This window comes from Saccharopolyspora sp. NPDC003752, assembly GCF_053605825.1.
The window spans coordinates 1-23,150 of record NZ_JBSGJZ010000037.1; the positions used below are offsets into that span (position 1 = coordinate 1).

14 protein-coding genes and 1 pseudogene are annotated in these 23,150 nt (G+C 67.4%); 2 read left to right on the forward strand and 13 right to left on the reverse strand.

The window, feature by feature from the left end:
* Positions 1 to 60 precede the first annotated feature (60 nt).
* The 7 genes from ACWEV3_RS33825 to ACWEV3_RS33855 all read right to left on the reverse strand — a co-directional run bounded on the left by ACWEV3_RS33825 (position 61) and on the right by ACWEV3_RS33855 (position 6,871).
* Positions 61 to 636, reverse strand: coding sequence for a hypothetical protein (locus ACWEV3_RS33825; protein WP_452617787.1), 576 nt, complete (start codon positions 634 to 636; stop codon positions 61 to 63).
* A 5-nt stretch (positions 637 to 641) separates the two neighbouring features.
* Positions 642 to 1,049, reverse strand: coding sequence for a YbaB/EbfC family nucleoid-associated protein (locus ACWEV3_RS33830; RefSeq protein ID WP_452617788.1), 408 nt, complete (start codon positions 1,047 to 1,049; stop codon positions 642 to 644).
* A gap of 692 nt (positions 1,050 to 1,741) precedes the next feature.
* Positions 1,742 to 2,911 carry a 3-deoxy-7-phosphoheptulonate synthase class II gene (locus ACWEV3_RS33835; protein WP_452617789.1) on the reverse strand — a complete coding sequence of 390 codons (1,170 nt, stop codon included), beginning with the start codon at positions 2,909 to 2,911 and terminating at the stop codon, positions 1,742 to 1,744.
* Positions 2,908 to 3,201 carry a chorismate mutase gene (locus ACWEV3_RS33840; RefSeq protein WP_452617790.1) on the reverse strand — a complete coding sequence of 98 codons (294 nt, stop codon included), beginning with the start codon at positions 3,199 to 3,201 and terminating at the stop codon, positions 2,908 to 2,910. The genes ACWEV3_RS33835 and ACWEV3_RS33840 overlap by 4 nt, the downstream gene beginning before the upstream one ends.
* Before the next feature lie 240 nt (positions 3,202 to 3,441).
* A complete protein-coding gene (locus ACWEV3_RS33845) occupies positions 3,442 to 4,800 on the reverse strand; it encodes an aspartate aminotransferase family protein (protein WP_452617791.1) in 1,359 nt (452 codons plus the stop codon).
* Positions 4,801 to 4,823: 23 nt separating this feature from the next.
* Entirely contained in the window at positions 4,824 to 5,255 is a 432-nt protein-coding gene (locus ACWEV3_RS33850) for a lipocalin-like domain-containing protein (protein WP_452617792.1), read from the reverse strand.
* Positions 5,252 to 6,871, reverse strand: a complete 1,620-nt coding sequence (locus tag ACWEV3_RS33855) for a phenylalanine aminomutase (D-beta-phenylalanine forming) (protein WP_452617793.1) — start codon at positions 6,869 to 6,871, stop codon at positions 5,252 to 5,254. The genes ACWEV3_RS33850 and ACWEV3_RS33855 overlap by 4 nt, the downstream gene beginning before the upstream one ends.
* 388 nt (positions 6,872 to 7,259) lie before the next feature.
* Between ACWEV3_RS33855 and ACWEV3_RS33860 the strand changes: the two genes are divergently transcribed.
* The gene (locus ACWEV3_RS33860; protein WP_452617794.1) at positions 7,260 to 7,556 is read left to right on the forward strand and encodes a hypothetical protein; all 297 of its coding nucleotides are present in this window, start codon (positions 7,260 to 7,262) and stop codon (positions 7,554 to 7,556) included.
* A gap of 336 nt (positions 7,557 to 7,892) precedes the next feature.
* The gene (locus ACWEV3_RS33865; protein ID WP_452617795.1) at positions 7,893 to 8,615 is read left to right on the forward strand and encodes a class I SAM-dependent methyltransferase; all 723 of its coding nucleotides are present in this window, start codon (positions 7,893 to 7,895) and stop codon (positions 8,613 to 8,615) included.
* A 611-nt stretch (positions 8,616 to 9,226) separates the two neighbouring features.
* Here the strand turns inward: ACWEV3_RS33865 and ACWEV3_RS33870 are convergent.
* From ACWEV3_RS33870 to ACWEV3_RS33895, 6 genes and pseudogenes are all read right to left on the reverse strand, one after another.
* Positions 9,227 to 12,595 carry a right-handed parallel beta-helix repeat-containing protein gene (locus ACWEV3_RS33870; RefSeq protein ID WP_452617796.1) on the reverse strand — a complete coding sequence of 1,123 codons (3,369 nt, stop codon included), beginning with the start codon at positions 12,593 to 12,595 and terminating at the stop codon, positions 9,227 to 9,229.
* Positions 12,592 to 15,291, reverse strand: a complete 2,700-nt coding sequence (locus tag ACWEV3_RS33875; protein ID WP_452617797.1) for a hypothetical protein — start codon at positions 15,289 to 15,291, stop codon at positions 12,592 to 12,594. The genes ACWEV3_RS33870 and ACWEV3_RS33875 overlap by 4 nt, the downstream gene beginning before the upstream one ends.
* Positions 15,292 to 16,665, reverse strand: a complete 1,374-nt coding sequence (gene eccB / locus ACWEV3_RS33880; protein WP_452617798.1) for a type VII secretion protein EccB — start codon at positions 16,663 to 16,665, stop codon at positions 15,292 to 15,294. It lies immediately after the preceding gene.
* Positions 16,666 to 16,671: 6 nt separating this feature from the next.
* Positions 16,672 to 18,075: a type VII secretion integral membrane protein EccD gene (gene eccD / locus ACWEV3_RS33885; RefSeq protein ID WP_452617799.1), complete on the reverse strand. Its 1,404-nt coding sequence runs from the start codon at positions 18,073 to 18,075 to the stop codon at positions 16,672 to 16,674.
* Entirely contained in the window at positions 18,072 to 22,118 is a 4,047-nt protein-coding gene (eccCa, locus tag ACWEV3_RS33890; RefSeq protein WP_452617800.1) for a type VII secretion protein EccCa, read from the reverse strand. Before eccCa ends, eccD begins: the two co-directional genes overlap by 4 nt.
* A pseudogene (locus tag ACWEV3_RS33895) lies at positions 22,115 to 23,150 on the reverse strand (hypothetical protein); the annotation flags it as partial. The gene eccCa and the pseudogene ACWEV3_RS33895, both read right to left, overlap by 4 nt.

A 23,150-nucleotide genomic window follows, 5' to 3' on the forward strand; every position in this document is an offset into this window, starting at 1 on the left:
GCAGGCGCAGGCGCAGGCCGAGAGCACCCCAGTGACGTACATCGACCACAAACCCGGGCCCTAAAGCCTTCTACCAGAAACAGGATCCCCCGACGGATCCGACGGCAACTCACCCGAAAACGGCTCCGCCGCGCCCGGCTTGCCGCTCCGCATAGGCGTCAGCGGCTGATAACCCTCGCGTGTGGGACCAGGAACGCCGGCCGGGTCCGGTGCCCCGTTCATGTTCAGCGCGTTCTTGCCGACATACTCAGCATTGTCCTCAGTCGCGACACAATAACCCGCGAACTGACGCAGACTCTTACCCAGCTGCCCCACAGCCTTCGCCAGACCCGACGCACAATCCACGAAAACTTGGGTAGCCTTGGTGTAGGGCGGCTCGAACTCCTTCCAACTGTCGTCTGGCTTGCCGTCGACAAGAGGCTTGTAATCGATCAATGGCTGATGGTTTTCCGCGAAGACGCGGAAGTCGTCACCAGCACCATCGAAATGCGCGGCACTGCGAAACATGCTGCGCGTGTTCACGCTGATGCGGGGAGGACCCGGATCGAAGTTCGCCGGGCTGTGGCTCCTGGGCGGAGAGCTGTCATCGTCACTGCCATAGCGACTGTCGTAGCCGGGATCAGACTTCGTGGTCATCTGCATCAGTCCCTGATGTTCATCACGTCGCGGGTTACCTCGTGCAACTCCGGCTCCGGTTTCAGCAACGACTGGATGTCGATGTCACCGGAGAAGAGCTTCTGAGCGTCCACCCCAGGCGGCAACGACGGCGCCATCACGTCAGCTGCTTCGCGCATAGCCTGCTGCTGGGCGTCAGCGATGACCTTGAGTACCGTGCTCGCCAGGTCGGCGGGCGCCATGCGCTTGTAGGCGCCGGTCGGGAACTCGATGTCCTTCACCACACCGCCGTGCCCCACCGTCACTGCCACAGTCCGCCTGGGCGCCGTCACGGTGCAGGAGATTTCCCGCAGCCGCCGTTGGGTTTCCTTCACCTCGGCGAACTGCCTCCGGTACTGCGCCAACAACTGCTCAAGCTCCTCAGCACCCGACATCCACACCCTCCTTCATCGAGCGAAATTTGGCTGACACCCCAGCCGGACACATCGACAGCAGTAAAACCAGGTGCGGCTGCGCCGTTCAATACGAATCGGGCCGATGCGGGCCTTAGGTGAAGCCAAAGCTGCCCGGCGACACCCCGGCCACACCCCAGGTTTGCACGTGACCCATTGAGACGCCCTATGACGTCGAGGACTACCGACCACCAAGACGCCACCAGCCACCACCACCTTGCACCGACCTGGACACGCGCGGCGGGATCATCGCGGGCGCGGTCCGACACGAATGAGCAGACGGCGCAGAAATTCTCGGCCCTGCCAGAAATTACGCGGCGTCATCGAAATCACCGTGACGCCGGCGCGCGACCTAGCCTGCCCAGGTTCCGGCTGCTGATGCACTCCGAGACCGGGCCGCCCATGGAGTGTTCACCGCCGACTACGACAACGACGGCCGCCAAGCCGTCCTCAAGACGATCGCCGGCATCAACGAGGCAAGCGTGTGCACCGGTCAAACCCGGCCGGTCGACTCGCGCGAGGCCGCACTGGAAGTGCTCGGCATGTGCAACTGGGGCGTCTGGTGGCTCCAGCCCCAGCGGCCCAGACCGCGAGTTCAGAGTCGCGGTGTTGGCGCAACAGCCGCGCGAATTCGGCCGCGACCCGGATTGTGGTCGCGACTTGCTCCGAGCGGCTCACGACCGCATCAGCTTGCCCACCGCTGCCGCGAGATTGAGGGCTTGATCGCGGTTCAGACGCGGGTCACAAGCTGTCTCGTACCGCTGGCCCAGACTTTCCATGGTCACCGAGGGACTCCCGCCGACGCATTCGGTGACGGGCTCACCGGTGAGCTCCAGGTGCAGGCCTCCTGGGTGGGTCCCGAGCGCCCGGTGGACTTCGAAAAAGCCCACGACCTCGTCGAGCACGTCATCGAAACGACGGGTTTTGTACCCGCTCGGCGAAGAGAAGGTGTTTCCGTGCATGGGATCGCACACCCAGGTCACCGCGGCCTCGCTCGCTGTGACCTCTTCCACGAGCGGCGGGAGAATTTCGCGGATCTTGCCAGCGCTCATTCGAGTGATCAGCGTGATTCGTCCCGGTTGATCGTCCGGGTTCAGCCTTTCGATCAGCGCCAACACGTCGGCTGGGGAGGCAGTCGGGCCGAGTTTCACACCGATCGGATTGCAAACCCCAGCGGCGAACTCGACATGCGCACCGTCGAGGCTTCTGGTCCGCTCCCCGATCCACAGCATATGTCCCGATGAGCCGAATCGTCGACCAGTCAGGAAGTCAGTGCGGCTGAGTCCCATTTCGTACGGAAGCAGCAGCGCCTCGTGGCTGGTGAAGAACTCCTCGCCCGCGAAATCCCGAAGCCACATCAGGGTGTCAGACGCGGACCGGTACGCCTGAAGGAGTCTACGGGGGTCCGGTGTGCGTTCCTGAGCCGAGAACTCCATCCCGTTCACGGCGTCGCCTCGGTAGCTCGGAAGAGCCGTCCCGCCCCTGGTTTCCGTTGCAGAGGAGCGCGGCTTCCCGTACTGGCCCGCGATGCGGCCGATGGTCACCACCGGCAGTCTCATGCTGGCGGCGATCACCTCCGCCATCTGGCGGAGTACGCGTACCTTCCCCTCGAAGGTTGCTGGGACCGCCTCAGCGAAGGTTTCCGCGCAGTCCCCACCTTGGATGAGGAATGCCTCGCCAGCAGCCACCGAGGCGAGCTTGGCCAGCAGCCGATCGCAATCCCGGGGCGAGACGAGTGGCGGCTGCCCAGCGAGCTCATCCACCACGTCCCGTAGTGCACACGCGTCCGGCCATTCTGGTTGCTGCGCTGCCGGCGAATCAAGCACGACGTGCGAGCTCATCATCTTCCCCCCTCATCTGGCATTAGAGTTGCGTGTTGTCCTCGGCAGATCCGCAGCAGTGCCGCCGCGAGCGCGCTACCGGCATCGCCGAACGGCGCGCAGTAGTTCTTAATGATCTCGGCTTCCCTGACGGGTTCGACCCGCTGACCACCCGCGTCGGTGCGCGCGCGCTGCACTCGTTGAGACATCGCCTTGCGAGTGTGGATCAAATCCATAATTCTCTGGTCGATTTCGTCAATGCGCTGGCGAATCACCGACACGTCAACCTTGTCACTGGCAGGTTCCTCGGTCACGGCGGTGGGGGACATTTTCACTTTTCCTCCATGGCTCATAGCAGTGCTTTATGATGTCTTGGCGTGTCTGTAGGATCATCCAATGTGGATTCCGACTAACTCCGGTCGTGGCCCCGAAGGAGATCGAGCGGATTCGTCCTCGGCCGGTGGAGTCCGGCTGTCACCGCCACGTCACCCTCACTGTCCTCGCCAAGCCCTCTGCCCCCTGCTCCACCTCAACCACGAGTTATGAACAACGCACTACGTAGTCGCACCGACGCGTTCGGCCGCGACACGTGGCGCCGGCACCGGCCACTGGCCTGACAGATGGCCTGGCTTCACGCTGATGCGGGCAATCCGCTCGAACGCCTTCGCATATGCCTCCTCGACCTCGGCCAAGTCTTCGGCACGGAGAGCTGTCGAGAGATTGATGAGGCCGCGCGGGGTGGTGTAGACGCCCAGGTTGAGCAACGCCAGGTGCAGAGCGGACAGCAGGTCGGTGTTCGTTTCCCGCACATGGGCGGCTGACGTAGGAGGCGTATCGGTGAAGTGCACGTTGAGGATGGAACCCGCGCGAGTTATCACGATCGGCATGCCGGCTTGTGCGGCACTGCTGGTGATGCTCGCGGCCAAGGTCGTCGCCGCCCGCTCCAGTCGATCGATGGCCCCCACATTCAGGTGTGCCAACGTGATCGCGCCTGCCGCTGTCGCGGCTGGGTGGCCGTTGAAGGTCCCCGAGTGCGTGAGACGATCGGGAGTGCCGGGAGCTGTCAACAGCAGCAGATCCCGCGCTCCGCCGACAGCGCCGATGGGCAAGCCGCCGCCGATGATCTTGCCGAGGAGCGTGAGATCTGGTGTCAGGCCGAGCTTCGCCTGTTCCCCTCCCACGTCGTTGCGGAGTGACTGCACCTCATCCAGGACGAACAACGCTCCGCGCGAGCGCGCCAGGTCTTGAACTCCGCGCAGGAATCCCGGCGCGGACGGGATCACCCCACCAGCTCCGAGGAACGGCTCGGCGAACACCGCGGCGATCTCGTTCGTCATCGCCTGGTCGACCGCGTCGAGGTCGTTGTACGGCACCGTCACCACCTGTGGATGACCTTGCATCAGTTCGGGAGCGCTGCCGTGATAGCTCCCGTCGAAGACGAGTACCTTGTGACGCCCGGTCGCTCGTGTCGCCAGCCTCGCAGCCAGCTGCGCTGCCTCGGTTCCCGAGTTCGTGAACCGAACCAGCTCCACCGTGTGGATTCTGCTGGTCAGCATTTCCGCGAGGTACAACTGGGACTCGTGTGGACTGGCGAAAACCGTGCCTCGCCGCAAAACAGCTACAGCGGCCTCCGTCGCGGGGCCGTACGCACTCCCGTGGACGAGAGAGGTGTAGTTGTTGACGAGATCGACGTAGTGGTTGCCGTCGAGATCGGTCAAGTACGCCCCTTGCCCCTTTCCGATCAACGTCGGATACGGGAAGTACGTGGTGACGGTCCTGGTCTCACCGCCTGGCAGTACCAGCTTTCCGCGCTGCCACGCAGCTGCGGACAACGATGTCCGGGCGCGGTAGTCATCCAGCAGGCTTGCATATGAGGACTCGTTACGAATAGTTGATCCAACGGTGCTCGCCATGGCGGCGTCCACCCCTCACGTCATTAGTAATGGAACCACGTCAGTACCGGTGTCCTGACTACCCCACACCACATGTACGGCGGCGACCTCAGAACCAGTTTGCCGTGGTCGAGTTCCATCACTCGGCACTGCTCCAGCCCCACCCAGTCGGGAAACGAGCTGACTTCGACGTGATGTACGATTACTTTATCCTCGATGCGGTACGTGCCGCTGTACCCGAGGCAACCGTCTACAGTCGACGTTTTCTGTTTAATCGTGGCATATCGAGGAAAGGGAACTCCCAGCGCTGCCTGCTCAGCGCGCATCAGGATCACCGACATGTGCCCGTCGCCGGTGTAGACGAGCTTGCCGACGGGAGCGCGCCCAAAAGGCTCGTCGACGACCTCCCCAGCCGAGTCCAACTCCTGATAGGACTCCAACCGCCACGTCCCCACCAGCTCGCTGACCGCGGTCACCGGTCGACCTGGCCTGATCGAGCCCAGTCAGGCGACAGGACTTCTTCGACGACGGATTCCACGTAGTCGGTGATCGATATGTCCTGCTCGAGGAACGGCACGATCTTGCGAACCTGTTCGTAGAGCGGACGGGTTGAGGACGAGAGGCCCTCAGCACCTCGGATGTCGATGGCCTGACAAGCACAGATCAGCTCGAACGCGACGACGTACATCGCGTTGCGGAGCACCTCAGTGGCCCGCCGCGCCGCGACGAAGCCGAATGACACGATGTCCTGGAAGTCGCCGGTGCTGGTGAGCGACTGGATCGAGACCGGCATCGCGAGTGACCGGTTCTCCGCGGTGAGCGACGCGGTCATGAACTGACCGCCCATGAGCCCGAGCCGCAGCCCGGGATCCACGCTGCACAGGAACGAAGGCAGCCCGTTGCTGTTGCTCTTGTCGAGGAACCGGTCGACCCGGCGGTTAGCCAGGTTGGTCAAAGTCGCCATCGCGATCGTCAGGTGGTCCATCGCCATCGCGACGTACTGCCCGTGAAAGTGTCCGTTGTGGAACACGTCGTCCTCGTTGGGAATGATCAACGGGTTGTCGTTGGACGAGTTGAGCTCGTTCTCCACGGTGCTCGTCACGGAACGCAGAGTTTCCAGCACTGGACCCAAGATCTGCGGTGTGCACCGGATGGAGTAGGCGTCCTCGATCGGTTGGGAACCCGCTTTCGCCGCATCGCCCATCTCGCCCGCCAGGGTCCGCGCGGTCTGCTCCTCGACGACGGCCAGCGTGGAGTCCGCAAGCAACGACCAGATACGCTCGGCGATCTCCTGTTGCCCAATATGGGGCTTGAGTCGATGCACGCGCGGGTCGAACGGTTTGGTCATTCCCGCGAGGCCCTCGATGGACAGCGCGGACACTGTCAGGTAGGTGTCCAGCAGGTACCTGGCACGTTCGACCGCTATGGCACCCATGCCGACCATGCCCGATGTCCCGTTGATCAGCGCCAAGCCTTCCTTGTAGGACAAGTGCATCGGCTCGATGCCCACTTGGGCGAGGACATCCGCGCCCGCCATGACCTTGCCGTGCAACCGTGCCTTGCCCTGGCCGATGCACACCAGCGCTATCGCCGCCAGCGGTCCGAGGTCACCGCTGGTGCCCAACGAGCCTTTCTCAGGGATGCAGGGTATGACGCCCGCGTTGTAGATCGCGACGAGTTTGTCGAAGTTCTCGATCGAGATCGCCGAGTGCCCCCTGGACAGCGACACGATCCGCGACAGCATGATCGAGCGGGTGGTGTGGTCATCCACATAGGACCCGACATTGGTCGCCACCGCATTGATCAGGTTCTCTTGCAACGTGGTGGCCAATGTGGTGGGGACCAGCCAGTCGACGAACCCTCCCATGCTGGTGTTCACTCCGTAGATGACCCGCTCTTCGTCAACGAACCGCACCAGCGTGGAGCGTGCGACCTCGACTCGGTCGCGGATGGTGCTGTCGACGGATACCTCAACACCATCTCCGGCAGCTTCGACGATACTCCCCAGGGAAACTCGATCGTCGCCGGCAAACATGACATGCATTTCGTTGAGACCTTTCAGCCGATCGTTCAAACAGCGCGTCAGCGGCATTACCTGAACACAAGAGCAACGGAACTTCGGTCTTGCTCGCATCATTACGGCGGACGATCCGCACACCTTTGACGATCGACAATGGGGAAATATCGGATATTAATGATCTTCCGACTATAGGGCGTGTCGTTATACTTGACTCGTGTCGCGCTGTGCGATGAGCGTGAGGTGTCGAGGTCTTCGAAGCCGGCGGGCAAGCAGGCCCGCGTGCGCAGGCCAGCTACCTCTTTCTCGACCATACCGGCCTCCAAATACAAACCATAGATCACCCAGATATTCCGGGAGATCATCAGCCGGGACAAGAACCGCAACCTCTCGTTTACCGAACAGTTTCGCGCGGCTGCGGAATAGCAAGTCCGGTAGTCCGTTAACCGACACCGGTAAGGCTATGACGCTCAGCACACAATGGATAGCGGGATGTACCATCGTGCAGAGTGGACTGCCCTCGAAGAACACGCTCGCCGGTGCTGCCCACGCTTCCCATCAACGTCCGCCCCAAGCGGCCGGCCAGCTGTCGTTCATCCTCGGCGCCACAGCGGCCGTGCTGGGGCGCGAGGTCGTGTCACTCCGCACGCCGACGCCGATGGGTGATGGCGGATCGTTGCTCGAGTCCGTATCGGAGGAGATCGGCGCGTTGCTGGCGCCGGGTTACCTGGGGATGAACAAGTCGACGGCGCCGGTGTAGGCGGTGAAGTACAGCTCGCCCTTGTGGTCGATCGCGCACATGGCGTTCACGCTGAACCGCGTGCGAAAGCCCAAGCCCGGCAGGTGGTTCGCGGCGTTTCGCACGGAGCGTCCGCACACGACACTCGCGCCAGAGCGCCAACTCGCCGAAAAGTCCTCATCAGACAGGGACGCGACCGGTATCAGGCACGTTCGGTGCCGAATCCACCGAGAGCAGCCGCTCCAGGGCAGAATCGGTTTCCCCTGTGCACCTGTGTTCACCAACCCTGTTGACGGGCGTCGTATCGCCCGGTGGGCTTGTGTGCTGGTCAAGCCACATCCTCATCGAGGAGCGAAAATGTCAAATCCGGCCGCAGGCGTCGACAGTGCCTCATTCGAGAAGCTGTACAGCGGCGATACCCCGAAAGCCCCGAAGATGCCGTGGGACCTCGGCGCACCGCAACCCCTGGTCGTCGAGCTGGCCGAGGCAGGCGAGTTCACCGGCGACGTACTCGACATCGGTTGCGGGCTCGGCGACAACTCCGTGTTCCTCGCGTCGCGCGGGCTGCGCGTCACCGGGCTCGATTGCGCGCCGTCAGCGGTCGAGCAGGCACGGGCCAGAGCAGCCGCGAAAGGCGTCGATGTCACGTTCGACCTTGCCGACGCGCTCGAACTCGAAGGGTACGAGGCATGCTTCGACACGGTGCTGGACTGCGCTCTCTACCACGTCTTGACAGAGCACGAGCGTCATCAGTACGCCGCCGCGCTCACGAAGGCGACCCGGCCGGACGCGCGGCTACACCTGCTCGCCTTCTCGACCGCGCTGCGGGGCATCTACCCCGACCGGCACCTGGTCAGCGAGGCCAGCCTGCGGGAGACGCTCGGAGCGCACTGGACGATCGAGCAGCTCGAAGCCGCTAGCTACACGACCGCTTGCACCTTGAAGGAGCTTCAAGTGAGCGCGCGGGCGGTCCTGGGCGATGCGGCCAACATCGACGGGCTCACCGCGTTCCCGACCGACGGCGAGGGCCGCGTGCTGCTCCCGATCTGGCAGCTGAAAGCGGTTCGCACGGCGGCGTGACCGCCGGACCGGCCGCCGGGCACCGAAATCGGCAAGTGGCGACGGTCCGGGCGGGCCGGTGTGTACCCGGCCCGCCCGGACCGTGTGCCGTGCCGCCGCGTAAAGCGGTGATACCTGGTCGACGCGGCCGCCGGCGGACGGCACCCGAACGTCTTCACCGTCGCCGTGATGCCCACGCCGCTGCGGGAGTTGCGCACCACCAGCTCCCCCAACGCGCACCGAGTGGCTGATCAGGCTGCCTATGTGCATGGCGCCGTGGGCGTGCATGCCTTCGGTGACGAGGTTGCGAGCCCGCCCGGCCAGGTCGTCGTCTCGCGGCCCGAGCCAGCCGCCGATGTTGGCGCAGCTTTTTCTTGGCCGCCATGCACCCGCCGTCTATCAGCGACCATGTTTGAGCCGGGATGTGTGATCAAGTGGTTGTCTCAGCCCGGTTCGCGCTGCTGAACGAACCAGGTGCTCTCGACGGCACGCCGCCGCCGAGAATGATGAGAATGCCGCGGTTGGCCACCAACTCCCGAACGCCGGCCAGGTGCAATGGAGCCTCGACGGGCACTGAGGTCAGGTACCCGCGGCATCGCGCCTCCAAGGCCGCGGGCAGCCTACTCCGCCGATCAGCCGACCGACGCGAGTCCTTCGTCCAGCGCCAACGACGGCAGCGCGGACATGGTGATGGCGTGCAAGTCGGCCTCCGCCAGCGTGCGCGAGGCCGCGGTGGTGGCGAGCCGCTGCGCGAGCCGGTGGGTATCCCATGCCGTGTGCCCGCCGTCGGAGAGCAGGCCGCGCAACGCGTCCGCCACGTTCTCCGGCACCTTGTGGCCGCAACGCGTGAGCTGCCGCACCGCGAGCGCAGTCAACTGGTCCACGTCGTACTCTGCGAAGTCCCACCGCTCGGCGAAGCACTCGCCAAAGGCGGTGGAGGACTCGAAGAGCCGGGTTAACGACACAGCCTCGCCGGACAGCAGCACGACCGGGCCTGCCGGGTTGCGCCGCACCGCCTCGCCGAGCGCGTCGATCGTCTCGGTCCGCCGCTCGGCCGAGTCGGTCGCCCAGTCGCCGTCCGCATCGAGCAGCAGCACGCCGCCGCTCGCCTCGTCGAACGCCGTCGACACCAGGCTCACCGCCTGCCCCGGCCAGCGCGGACACAGATCGCGGCCGATCGACAGCCGCGTCACATGTCCGCTGCTGATCAGCCTGAGCTCGGTGAGACTCTGCGCGTAGAGCGACGCGACCGCACGCCGTCCCATGCCCGGCCGGCCGGACAGCACGACGTTCGCCTGTCTGCCCAGCCCTTTGTTGCGTGCCTTGAGCCCACACAGCCGCACGAGGGTGCGCCCGGCGGCCTCGCGCACGCTCTCCAGTCCGCACAGCCCCGAGAACCGCTGCCAGCCCAGCGTCGCCTGCACCGCGGCGGAGGGGTCGGTGCTTGCGTCGGGGAGGGCCGCGCGGGGCGCGACCTCGCCGAGCGCCACGAGCTCGCTCGCCAGGTCCTGGGCGGTGAGCCTGCTCAGCTCGGTGTCTTTGGACGGCGGCTGCATCGCGAGACGTGATGCCTGGTTGCTGACCATCGCCTCGAACAACTTGCGGGCCACGCGGCCGTTTCCGAAGGTGTCGTTCTTCGGGACGCGCTCGAAATAGTCGGTCAGCGCGTCGACCGCATCGTCGGTCAGCTCGTAGTAGTGCTTGCGGCAGAGGTTGGTCGTGATCGTGACCAGCTCCTCGACGCTGTAGTTGGGGAACTCGACGGTCTTCGAGAACCGGGATGCCAGACCGGGGTTGGAGGCCAGGAACTGCTCCATCAGCTCGGAGTAGCCCGCGACGATCACCACGATCTCGTCACGGTGGTCCTCCATCATCTTCATGAGCGTGTCGATGGCCTCCTGACCGAAGTCGGGACCGTTGCCACCGGACTGGCTCGACAGGGTGTACGCCTCGTCGATGAACAGCACGCCGCCCATGGCCTTGTTCACGACCTCGGCGGTCTTGATGGCCGTGGCACCGATGTACTGGGCGACCAGGTCTGCCCGCGCGACCTCGACCATGTGACCACGGGCGAGAATGCCGAGCTCCGCCAGCACCGAACCGTAGAGCCGGGCGACCGTTGTCTTACCGGTGCCAGGAGGACCCGCGAACACCAAATGCCTGCTCATCGGTGGCATCGGCAGACCCATCTGCTGGCGGCGCTGGCTCATCTTGATCAGGTTGATCAGGCCGAGCACCTCGTGCTTCACACCGTCGAGACCGATCAGCGAGTCCAGCTCGGCGAGTGGTCCCTCCAGCTCGGCGCCCATCGCACCACCGAGCGTCGGATGCTGGTCCTCGCCTGCGAGGACGAAACCGCCGTCCCAATGCTCCTCGCCCGAGACGGGCCCGGGCTGGGAAGTCGCGTCCGCCAGCTGCGAGGACCGCTGCTGCGGCTGCGGCTCGTCGGTGACGATGCTCGCCACCGACAGCCGTTCGTGCTCGATCGCCTTGCGCACCGGGCTACCGCCGCTGCCGGTGACCGTGCACTCCGCGACGGTGACGGCCTCCTCGGTGTCAAGAAGGACGCCGTCGCCCGCGCTCCCGGTCACCTCGCAGCCGCGGACGTCGCCGCGCGACCCACTGAGCAGGTGCACGCCGTGCCGCTTCGCCGAACGCAGCCGGCAGCGGATCACGTGCACGTCGCTGCCTGTGCCCGCGCTGATGCCGTCCTCCCGCGCATCGACAACCTCGCTGTCCCGAATGGAGAGACTGGCCTCCTCGGCGCGCAAGCCGCCGCCCCGCAGCAGGGTGGACGCGAACTCACCGCGTGCCCCGCTCTCCAGCCTCACCAGGTGCGCCGCCGGGCCGGTGACGCGCAAGTCAGTCAGCTCGCCCCGGGAGTTCTCCGAGAGCGACAGGCCGGCAGCGTCGGAGACCTCGATCACCGCGTCGCCGAGCGTCAGCCGCGACCTGCCCTTCACCAGGACGGCGGGGCCGGACTCGGGTACCGCCCGCAGCCCCTTCACTCCCACCGAGGACTCGGCGTCGACCAGCACCGCGCCGCGCGACGTGCCTTCGACCAGCAACGTCCCGAACACCGGATGGGACGCCGCGTCCACCAGGACGCCGATCGGACTGCCGGTGACCCTGCAGTCGTCGAACCGCGGCGACGAGCCGCCGGTGACGTAGACGGCGTTGCTGCCCGCCGAGGCGAACCGGCAGCCACGCAGCCGAGGTGAGGCCCCGCCAGCGATGTGCGCCGACTGCATGCGCGCTCCGGTGAATTCAGAATCGGCGACCACGACCTCGCTGGTGCTGCGCACGTACAGGTCGAGGCTCGCGCTCTGGCTGACTGTGACGTCACGGACTTCCGCACTCGCCTCCTGTTCGACCACGAGCGCGGGCTTCGCCGCCTCGACGATCTGGCAGTCCTCGATCACCACGCGGCCGCGGCCGTTGATGCAGATGCCGTTGCCCCCGGGCTTGCGCACGGCTACCCGGCGCAGCTCGAGGGAACCCTGCTCGGTCACCACGATACCCGAGGACATCGCGTCGACGATCTCGGTGTTCTCCGCCATGCTCGGCATCGAGGACGTCACGACGATGCCGACGCCGCCACTGCTGGTGACAGTGCAGCCGCGCAGCACCGCGCAGCCCTGACCGTGGGCGAGCACGGCCGCCCAGGACGCGCCCGACACTTGGCAGTCATCCAGTGCGACCTCGCCCTTGCGGATGTCCAGCGCCACGGCGCTCGTGTCCGCACCCGTCAGCACGAGGCCGGAGAACTGTGCGGCGCCCGCAGCGATCATGGCGACGCTGCCCGTGCGGGCGACCAACTCGACCGTGCCCGGCCCCTCCTCGGCGGTGACGGTGACCATCCGGTTGACCACGAGGTTCTCCTCGTAGCGTCCGGGCAGCACGCTGATCGTCGCACCGTCCCTGGCTTCCCTGAGCGCAGCGCTGATCGTCGGGTATGAGCCGGGCCGGTCAGCGGCGACCACGAGCAACTGGCGGTTCATCGTTCCTCCTCCGGCGCGGATGTCGTGCGGACGAGGCCCGGCAGCAGGCTGAACCGCGGCGCCGCGGCGTCAGCGACGCGCACCTCGCCCTTGGCCTCGGCCCACTTGTCGAGGCAGCGGCGTAGCGAGTTGAGCGCCAGCTCGTCGAGCGACGCCCGGTTGTCGTCCACCCGGCCGGCCGAATCGATCTCATTGGCGGCCAGCTCGCGCAACAGCACCTGGCCGCGCACGCCCTCGGCCGGCTCAGTGAGGTCGAGGACCTTGAAGCTGGTGCCGGGCACGAAGAGCACCCGGTCCGCAGTCGGGTTCAGCTCGGGTTCGAGCAGCTTCGTGCGGCGCGCCGTCATGGACCACAACAGCACGTCCACACCGTTGGTCTGCCGCTGCTTCGCGCAGGGCTCGCTCAGCGCGTTGATGAAACCCCACTCGGTGAAGAACTTGCGGCTCCGGTACAGCTCCCACTCCTGCGGGGTCGGCGACGTGGCGAACACCGTGGCGCCGCGGTGGGAGGGCAGCCTGCTCAGGCCGGAGACGACGCAGCGCGCGAACGGCACATGGGGACCGACCGCGCCCATCCGCAGCGGCAGGTCGAGGCCGTCTCCTTCACCGGACAGGTAGAGCCGGATCGCCACGGCGTCGCTCAGCACACCGCCGGACGACCGCTCGAGCGCGCCCTGAAAACCGGGGTGCTCGGACAGCACGCGACTGACCGAGTTGGACTCCGCGGCGTACTCGCGGCTGAGGGTGCGGCGCAGCCAGGCGCGTTCCTCGTCCAGGCCGCGCTTGGGCACCAGGGCGGCGGCCGCGGTCGACGGCGTGGGCTGCACGATCGTGACGAACGCAGAGGTTTGCTGCCGCGCGTCGGATTGGGCCGGTGACTGCACGGCCGCTGTCTCGGCCACCGGCTCGGCCACTGCCGGGGCGTCGGCGGCCGCGATGCCAGCCGGCGGCATTGACGCACTCGCCTCCTCCGACAACGGCGGCCCGGTATGTGGTGCAGGCAGCGCAGTCGCTTCAGTGACCTGGACCGGTGACACCCGCGGCCGCTCCGCACCGGGGACGTCGACCACGGGCAGGTTGGCGACCTGGGCCTGCACGGCGGACGACACTGCGGTCGCATCGGCCGACGTCACTGGGCCGACGGACGGCGCGACGTGGGTGGCCACCTCGGTCACCATCGACGTCGCCTCCAAAGGCCCCATCGGGGACAGCGCCTCCGGCGCGACGCTCTCCAGCCGCGTCGTCACCGCGTCCACCCGCAGCGGCGTGTCGAGCGCGAGCGGAGCCTTACCCGGCCGCGCGTCGGTCTCCTGGCCGGTGTCGCGTGCCGGCGGCTCCCCCGGGGCGGCGGTGCCCTGCTGTGCGGGACCTGAGCTGACGGCCACGGCGGTAGGCGACGCCTCGATCGCGCCCAGCGCCTGGCCGGCGATCTCGATCCGCTGCTGCACCACCGACTCGGCCCGGACGAGACCACTCAGGTGGCGGGTCGCGGGAACGAGGCACCCGAGCACGTCCTCGGCAAGCTCGCGCAGCCGTGCGGAAGCATCGCCGTGGTCATCCTCGAACAGCACCAGATGTCGCTCGGCGTCCGGTTCGACCGAACGGATCGCCGGTGCGTGCGGCAGCTCGTAGGGCGGGCGCAGCCACAGGCCGGACTGCACAACCTCCAGCACGACATCAGGCGCGTACTGGTAGACGGCCGGCGCGATCTCCTTCACGCCGAATACAGGGGCGCGGTAGCTCTTCAACACCGGCGGCATCGCGGGCCCGCCCGCCACAACCGGGGTGTAGGTCATCTCCTCCGCGCACGCCCGCCAGCCGAGCGTGCCGTCCGTCCGCAGCGTGTAGATCTCCGGTTCGGTGCGCGAGCCGACCGGAATGCCGGTGTAACAGGTGATCTGCGCGCCCAGCGCGTCGGCGATGCTCTGGTAGTAGGACATGTTGCCGGGCACTGTGAGCGGGCCGAACCTCACCAGGCGCAGCTGCGGTCGCAGCTCGTCGGGCAGCCAGCTCCAGAAGCGGGTGATGTCGTGGATGGTGATCGGCGGCGCTCCGGGGCATCCGAGCACGACGGCGCACACGTCGGGTTGGCACGGCAAGGTCTCGATCAGCCGCTTGCGGTGGGGGCGCAGCGCGCTCTCCGGGCCTCGCGGGCGCAGCCACACGCCGCCAGGCAGCGGTTCGGCGACGCTGCCCGCGCTGGTGGGCATCATCTCGACCAGACAGGCCGCCGTCTCCCAGGCAGGACGGGGAAACCGCTTGCCGTCCGGTTTCGGCTGCTTGCCCGGCTGGAAGCGTACCCAGCCGGTGCCCCAGCCCGCGTCGACGAACAGCGAGCCGCCGACGCTCCGCATCACGGAGCCGTCGGGGGCGATGACGGGGCTGTTCAGGCGCTCGGACAGCCACTGCCCGGCGAGCGCGGTGGTCTCTCGGGACCGACCGCCGATGACCAGCCGTACACCGCGCCGCTTGCGGGGCAGCAGCTTCGCCGCCGACTCCCACACCGCGAACGAGCTGTCCGCCGGCAGGTCGACCACCACGAGCTCGTGGTCGGGATCCGCCGCGAGGCCCAGCGCCAGGTCGCGGATCTCGTCGCTGAGCACGTGGCGCGGGCGCACGACGAGCGCGTTACCGATCGTGTGGCCGATCATGCTCCGATCAGCGGCGTCGTCACGGCGCTTGGTCAGCGGGCTCATTCAGCCACGTCCTTTCTCGAATACGCCCACCGCAGCCCGGCTCAGTGCCGGGCCACTCGGGATCTGCGCCAGCACCTCGGCCGCCACCGGACGGGGTTGCATGCCGCCGAAACCGAGTGCCGAGATGGTCTGGTCATCAGTGAGCTGGTATTTGAACCCGCGGTCGGTGATCAGGAACCGGTCCGGCTTGGCTCCCGCACCGGGGGGCGCTGGAACGGAGGCGGCGAGCATCCCCGTTCCTGGTTTCAGGTACGCGCCGACTTGGGCGTTCATTCCGATCCAGGCGTCATCGCGCTCCGCCAGGACCGGCACACTGATGATGTTCGTGTTGTTGGTCTCCTGCCGGAGGCAGAACGCTTTCTCGCCCGTCGGCACGGACGTCGCGGTCAGCAGGTCGGGGATCCGCTGCATGAGCGAGGTGTCCGCGGAGCGCGGCGCACCGGCGACCGCCGAAGCGCCGATGTCGACCGCGGCCCGCCCGCTGGAGGTCTCGAGCAGCGCTGCCTCGGTGCGCGAGATCGGGGCCAGTCCGTCGGTGCGCAGCACGGTGTAGTTATGCGTGCCGTTGCCCGCCGACTGGCGAAACACCGTCCCAACCGGCTGCTGCGACCCGGCGATCTCGATGCTCTTCCTGCCCGCGTCAGGAATCACGGCCGGCGCCAGCTCGGGCCCGTCCGGCAGCGCGGCCAGCCACGCGGGAGGCGCCGTCGGCGGCGCCGCGGTGCCGAGACCAAGCGCAACGGCGACCGCGGGGCCCGCGAGCTTCAGCTTGCGATGCGACCAAACCAAGTACTGGTCGCCGGAGGTCGAGCCGACCCACATGTACTCGTGCTCACCGATCGGGGTGCTAATGGCGTCGGGGTTGAGGTTCATGCTCATCAGACCCGCGCCCTGCACGTCGACGCCGCCGGTGCGCGGCAGGCAGAGCAGCCACGAGGTGTTCACCAGCGCACCCGCCGCAGGAACTGGGTCGGGCGCGTTCTGGATACCGATCGGGACGCCGCGCTCCAGCTCGCTCAGCGACGCACGCGAAATGGTCTCGACCTTCGCGCCCGCGCCCTGCAGCAGCAGCGCCGAAGCGTGATTGACGACCGGAACCAGCAGGCCGCGCTGGTAGACGAATCGTGCGCCGCTCTCCTTTTCCACCAGGATGACGTTCGGCTTCTGCCACGCCATGTTGCCGCCGGGGTTGATCAACCCGTAAACCCAGAACCCCACACCCACCAGCAGGCCGAGCACCAACCCGAACACCAGGCCCATCAGCGCGCGGCGCGCCGGGGTCTCGCTGTAGTTGGTGTCACCCAGCAGCAATGCGGCGCTCATCCTGCCGACAAGCGTCTGGTACGCGTGGACATGGTCTTTCTTGGTCTGCATCTGGCATCACCCGGCCAGGCCACGAGCCCAGGCGAAGACACCGAGCGCGTGCAACACGAACGGCACCAGCGCGAGACAGCCGAGGTTCTCCAGCACATCGGCCATGTGTGGCCAGATCGGCAGCACCCGGCGGTGAGCGGGCCGCAGCGCCGCCGCCACCAGCAGCAACGCGCCGAGCAACAGCACCAGCGTGCCGACCGCGCGCCAAACGTCGCTCAACCCGGCGAGCAGGCTGATCACCAAGAGCAGCACGCCCCAGGCGCCGACCAGCGCGAGCGACGTCCGCTGGCCGATGTTCAGAAACTCCCGTGACCGCAGCAGTATCACTGCCGCCAACAGGCCGGTGAGCGTGTAGTTGAGCCATTCGGGCCGCTGGACCAAATACCAGAAGGCGGGCACGAAGACGACCGAGGAGCCGATGGTGAGCACGCTGAGGTAGCGGTCGGCGTTGCCGGTCTGCTCGACCACCTGCGCTGCGGGCATCGGCTCAATGTCGATCTTCATTTCGTCGGCGGTGCGTGGCAGCTGCGGGCCGCGCAGCCGGGCGGCGCGCGTCGCGAGCTTTGGCCCGAACAACAACAGCAGGAAGAAAATGACCATCACGAGAGTGGAGGTCTGCAGTGCGGTCAGCCCCAAGCCGAGGTGCAGCCACATCGCGATCACGGCGCCGAAGCCGGTGACCGCTGTGCACCCGAAAGGCACGATCGGCAGATCCCGTGCGAGCAGGCGCTGCACCACGAGCAGCGCGCCCGACGTGAACCCCATCGACAGGCCGCCGATCAGGACGGCGACCGGGGCCGTCTCCAGCGCGCCCGCCACACCCGCCGCGCCGATCGCGCCGGCGAGCCCGGCGAACACGCAGCCGGCGACACCGACGACCGCGGCGAGACCGCGGTCCGCGAGAGTCCGCGCGACCAGCACTGAGGCGACGCAGAGGACCAGGGCCAGCACACCGGCGGTGATCAAGGCGACGAGCGCGCTCGAGTTGCCGAACAGCGACACTGCGATCGCGGCGAACGCGACACCGGTCAGACTGAGGAACAGCTGGCGGTTGACCGCCTCGTTCCACCGGTTGCCCTGGCGGTTGACCGCAGTCGCCATGCCTTCGGCGACATCGTCGAAATCCAGCTCGGGCAACGGGCTCTCGGCGGGGGACAGGTAAAACTGCTCGCCGTCGAGCCAGTCGAGCGTCTCCGGCGTGCCGCCCAGGTCGAATGGGGCGTCGCCGAGGCGCTGCAACACCCAGGAGCCGTACTCCTCCTGGTCGCGCGGCCGGTCCTGGTCGCGCACGACGTGGCGCACGAGTGTCGGCAGGAGCACCGCCACAGTGGTCGAGACGGGCACGGCCAGGTCGGCCCGCCCGCTGGGGCCGAGCACCGTGATGCGGCACAGTTCGGGGGTCGCGGTCACATGTCCTCGTTCCTCGAGAACGCTCCGCCGATCATCGCGTCCTCGTTCTGCGAGCTTTCCACCGGTACGAAGCCGGTCTGGATCAACTTCACGCCACGCCGGGTCACCAGCTGGGCGCGGCCGGGTGTCAGGGTGCGGGGTGCGGCCTCACCGAGGAACTTGCCCTCCTCCTTGGGGTAGGAGAACAGCAGTGCCGGGGTGCCGAGCTCCCACAGCCGCCGCATGACCGGGTCCATCATGCCCCGCAACGCGTTTGCACTGCTGCGCGCGAGGATCAGGTGGAATCCGATGTGGACGCCCTGCGCCAGCAACGGCAGCAGCGTGTCCAGTGGAGTGCCCATCCCCATGCCGCTGGAGAACAGTTCGTAATCGTCGACGACGACGAACAGCTGCGGACCTTCCCACCAGTCGCGGCGGCGCAGGCGCTCCGAAGAGATGTCCACGCCGGGGACCCGTTTGTGCAGTGAGACCGCCGCCTTGGTGGCGAGGTCCGTCAGTGCGTCCGCGCCGACCACCTGGCCGATGCGGTACTCCTCCGGCACCATGCCGTCGAGGTCGCGGCGGGAGTCCGCGACCAGTATCTTCGCCTCGCCCGGCTGGTACGCAGCGACGATCGACCGCAGCACCAGCCGCAGCGCGTTGGTCTTGCCGGTCTGCGCGTCACCCATCATGAACAGGTGCGGTACCGCGTTGAAGTCGTGCCACACCGGCTTGAGGCGCTGCTCGTCCTGGCCGAGGCAGATCCGCAGGTCGCCCTCGGGGCGCGGCAAGTCGACCACCGGGAGCTTGGTCGGCAGCAACCGGACGCCAGGAGCGCTACGGCCCGGCCAGAACGTGCGGATCTCCTCGACGATCGACTTGGTCGCGGCGGCCAGGTCCTCGGTCGCCGACGAGCCGTCGAGCCGGGGCAGCGCGGCCAGGAAGTGGAAGCCGGAGCTGGTGAGACCGCGGCCCGGCTGATTCGGCACAGTGGCCGCCTTGCGGCTCTGCACCTCAGACTCCATTGTGTCGCCGAGCCGCAGCTCGAACCGGGTGCCGAGAACGTCCCGAAGCCACGGCCGGATCTCCGACCAGCGCGTCGACGACACCACGAGGTGGATGCCGAAGGAGAGGCCACGAGCGGCGATCTCCGTCAGCTTCGTCTCGAGGTCGCCGAAGTCCTGGCGGAGGGTGAACCAGCCGTCGATGATCAGGAACACCTCACCGTGCGGGTCCTCGATCCGGCCCTCACGTCGCGCGGCGCGGTAATCGGCCATGGACTCGAAGCCGTGCTCGGCGAATGCCGCCTCGCGCATCTCCAGGACCTGCACGACTTCTTCCAGCGTACGGACAACGCGGTCGCGCTCCATGCGGGTCGCGACAGAGCCCACGTGCGGCAGACCGCTGACGGACATGATGCCACCGCCGCCGAAATCCAGGCCGTAGAACTGAACTTCTTCCGGGGTGTGGGTCAGCGCGAGGCCGAGCATCAGAGTGCGCAGCAGCGTCGACTTCCCAGTCATCGGGGCGCCGACGACGCCGACGTGGCCGTCCGCGCCGGACAGGTCGGCGATCAGCAGCTCGCGCATCTGCTCGTACGGCAGGTCGACGAGGCCGACGGGGACGCGCATGCGGCCACGCGCGACCGGGTCATCGACGATCATGCCGAGCTGAGGGTTCGGCAGGACGCTCGGCAGGAGCGAGTCGAGGCTCGGCGACGCCGCGAGCGGCGGCAGCCACACCTGGCGGGCGGCGGGTCCGGCTCCCTCGAGCCGTCCGATGAGGACCTCGGCGAGGCTCGGCGCGTCGTCGTTGGCGGATCCCTGGGACTTCTCCTCTTCTTCTTGCGGTTTTTCCTCCTCTTCCATGGCCTCGATCTGGCGCATCTCATGCGTCCGGGGGTTCGGCTGGGTGTAGAAGGGGACGACCTCGCCCGCCGCGATGTCTTCCTCGCTGATCGGCCCGGCCGCAGGGGCGGTCGTCAGGCATGGGCCTGAGACATAGGCGCCCTTGAAGCGGACCAGCGTCGAGGTGTCGATCTTGAGGTAACCGTTTCCAGGCCCGGAAGGCAGCTCGTAGGCATCTGCGACACCGATGACGCTGCGGGACTCCATCGAGGAGAACGTCCGCAGCGCGATGCGGTAGGACAGGTGGCCCTCGACCCGGTGGATCCGGCCCTCGTCGAGACGCTGCGACGCGAGCAGCAGATGCACGCCCAGGCTTCGGCCGAGGCGGCCGATGCTGACGAACAGCTCCATGAACTGCGGCTTGGCGCTGAGCAGCTCGGAGAACTCGTCGACGATGACGAGCAGCGTCGGCAGCGGCCGGAGCTGGCCGCCGGTGGTGCGGGCCTTCTCGTACTCGAACAGCGAGGAGTAGCCGCTCTCTCGCAGGATCTCCTGACGTCGCGTCATCTCACCGTTGAGCGCGTCCTGCATGCGGTCGACCAGCGGCAGCTCATCGGCCAAGTTCGTGATCACCGCCGAGGTGTGCGGCAGCTTGTCCATGCCCAGGAACGTCGCGCCACCCTTGAAGTCCACCAGGACGAAGTTGAGAATCTCCGAGGAGTGGGTGGCGGCGAGGCTGCACACCAGCGTGCGTAGCAGCTCGCTCTTGCCGGAGCCGGTGGCGCCGATCAGCATGCCGTGCGGGCCCATACCGCCCTGTGCCGACTCCTTGAGGTCGATCTCGACGACCTCGCCGTCCTCGGTGACCCCGATCGGCACCTGGAACCTGGCGCGCTGCGGGGCCTTGTGCCGCCACTGAGCATTGATGTCGAACGTGTGCACGTCGCGGATGCCCAGCAGCGTGGTCAGCTCGAAGTCGCTGTCAAAGGGGCGGTCGACGACATCAACGGTTCCGCTGGTGCGCTTGGGCGCGAGCACCCGGGCCAGCGCATCCGCCTGCGGCACGCCGAGCGTGTCGCAGGTGGCCGTTCCGGTCTCGTCCCCGACCGGATAGGTCACGTCACCGTCACGGCAGGTGAGCCGAAGCACCTTCGCACCACCGGGTAGAGCACCGGTGGCGTCGAGGAGAATGGTGTTGCGCAGACCTGGCCCGAACAGCGGCGAGTGCTCCGGGATGGTCGCGAGGTGGGCGACGACGACGATGAACGGCTCCGCCACACCGGGCAGCACGCCCTTGTCGTGATCACCGCGGTCGGTGACCTCGGAGCCGAGCAGCTCGATCAGCTCATCGTGGTCGCAGGTCAGCATCCGCAGCGGCCCGGCCCCGTCACGGGCCGTCGGATGCGCGGTATGCGGCAGCCACTTGACCCAGTCCCAGTCAGCCTGGTTCTGCGGTGCGGTGAGCACCGCGATCCGCAGCTCGTCCGGAGCGTGGAAGGTGACGAGCTGCCCGATCACCGCGCGCACCAGCCCGGCCGCGGCGTCCGGGTCGCCTTCGAATTCGACGCTGGTGAAGCTGCGCAGTCCCACCGAGATCGGGATGCCGGTCACCGTCCGGTAGGTCTCGCTGAACCGGCGCAGCGAGATCGCCGACAACGGCTCCAAATCCTCGATCGGCTTGGTGGCCGGCGGCGTGAACTCCATCGCCGCCTGCTGGACGCCAAGCCCGATGCGCACTCGCGCGAAGTCGTCGTGGCTGCCACGCCGCTCCCACAACCGGGGCCCGCTCGCCAGTGACCACAGCCACGTGGGGTCCGGGTTGTTCCAAGCGACGGCCACGCGCTGCTCATCGCTGGTCTGCCTGGCACGCCGGCGCAACTGCGAGATGTAGCGCAGGTAATCCCGGCGCTCGGAGTTGAGCTTGCGCTTGCGGTCACCGGCGTTGCGCATCAGCTGGCTGATCGCCATGGTGACCATGCCGATCGCCATGGCGCCGGACATGATGAAGATCAACGGTGAGCCGCCGCCAGACCCGATCGACGAGAAGACGAGGATCATGGCAATGGGACCCAACGCCATGGGCACGAACATCAGCACGGAGCTGTAGTCCCGCGTCGCCGGCTCCGGCATCACCGGAGGCTCCTCCAGCGCCTCCTCTCCCTCCGGCATCTCGGGGCCGGCGAGGCGAGGACCGCGCTTGACGGTGACCGTACTCACTCGATCACCCCCGGCCGCTTCGGCTCGGCCGTCGCCGCCCATGCCTTGTCGTCCTGCTTGAGCAGGTCAGCCGACGTGCGCTCCTTCTCCGCTTCCTCCTGGGTCTCCTCGGCCGCCTGGTGCACTTCCTCCAGTGCCCGCCTGGCCTGGGCCTCGTGGTCCTCCACATCCTCGGCATCGCCGCACATGGGCTCGTCGGCCGGGAAATGGTCCGTCCGCGGCAGGAACTCCGCACCGTCGACGAACCGAGGTGCGGCCGCGACATTGATGGCCGCCACCGGACGCGCGGCCGTGTGGTTGGAGGTGTGTTCCCAAGGCGTGATCTCGCGCAGTGCGAAGTCCGGGGTGTGCGGATCTTTCCTGTCTTTCTCCCGCGGCTGACCAGCCGGCCACGCGGCCCACAGCAGACCGCTGCCGCTGCCCGCTGCGACATCCCACGCGCCGAAGTCCTCTTCCTCGTCGGCGGGCCGCACCACCGCGACCCGCTCCTCCAGCGGCGCGACGACCTGCTGGTCGGCTGTGAGGAGCACACCCCCGGCCGCACCCTCCCGGTCGTCGTCGCCGCTGTCGACCGGTGCAGGCGCCTGCGTTCTTTCCCACGCCGCCGTCTCGGCCTCGGCCCGCACGCTGGTGGCTTCCGGTCGCACAGGTCCGATGCCCACGGCCAGAGGCGTGGGAGGAAGTGGCGGCATCGCCGCCACAGCGGGAATGCCCGCGCCGTCGGCGTGGTCGACCGCCGATGCTTTTGGCGCCGAGGAAGGCCCGTCCACTCCGGACAGGTCGTTCAGACCGGGAGCGGGCACACCTTCCCATGCCGCATGCTCACCGCCGAGGAGCCCCGACGCGTCCGCGTCTTCCGCGAGGCCGTTGCCCGCGCCGGCGGGTGGGGGCATCGGCGGCGCCATCGGCACGCCGGGCAGCGCCGGAGCGTTCAGGCCAGGCTCTGCGGCCCAGTCTTGCGGCTTGCCTTCCGGCATGTCCGCGACGCCTTCCGGCTCACCAAGACCAGGAACGTCAACGCCCTCCCACGGC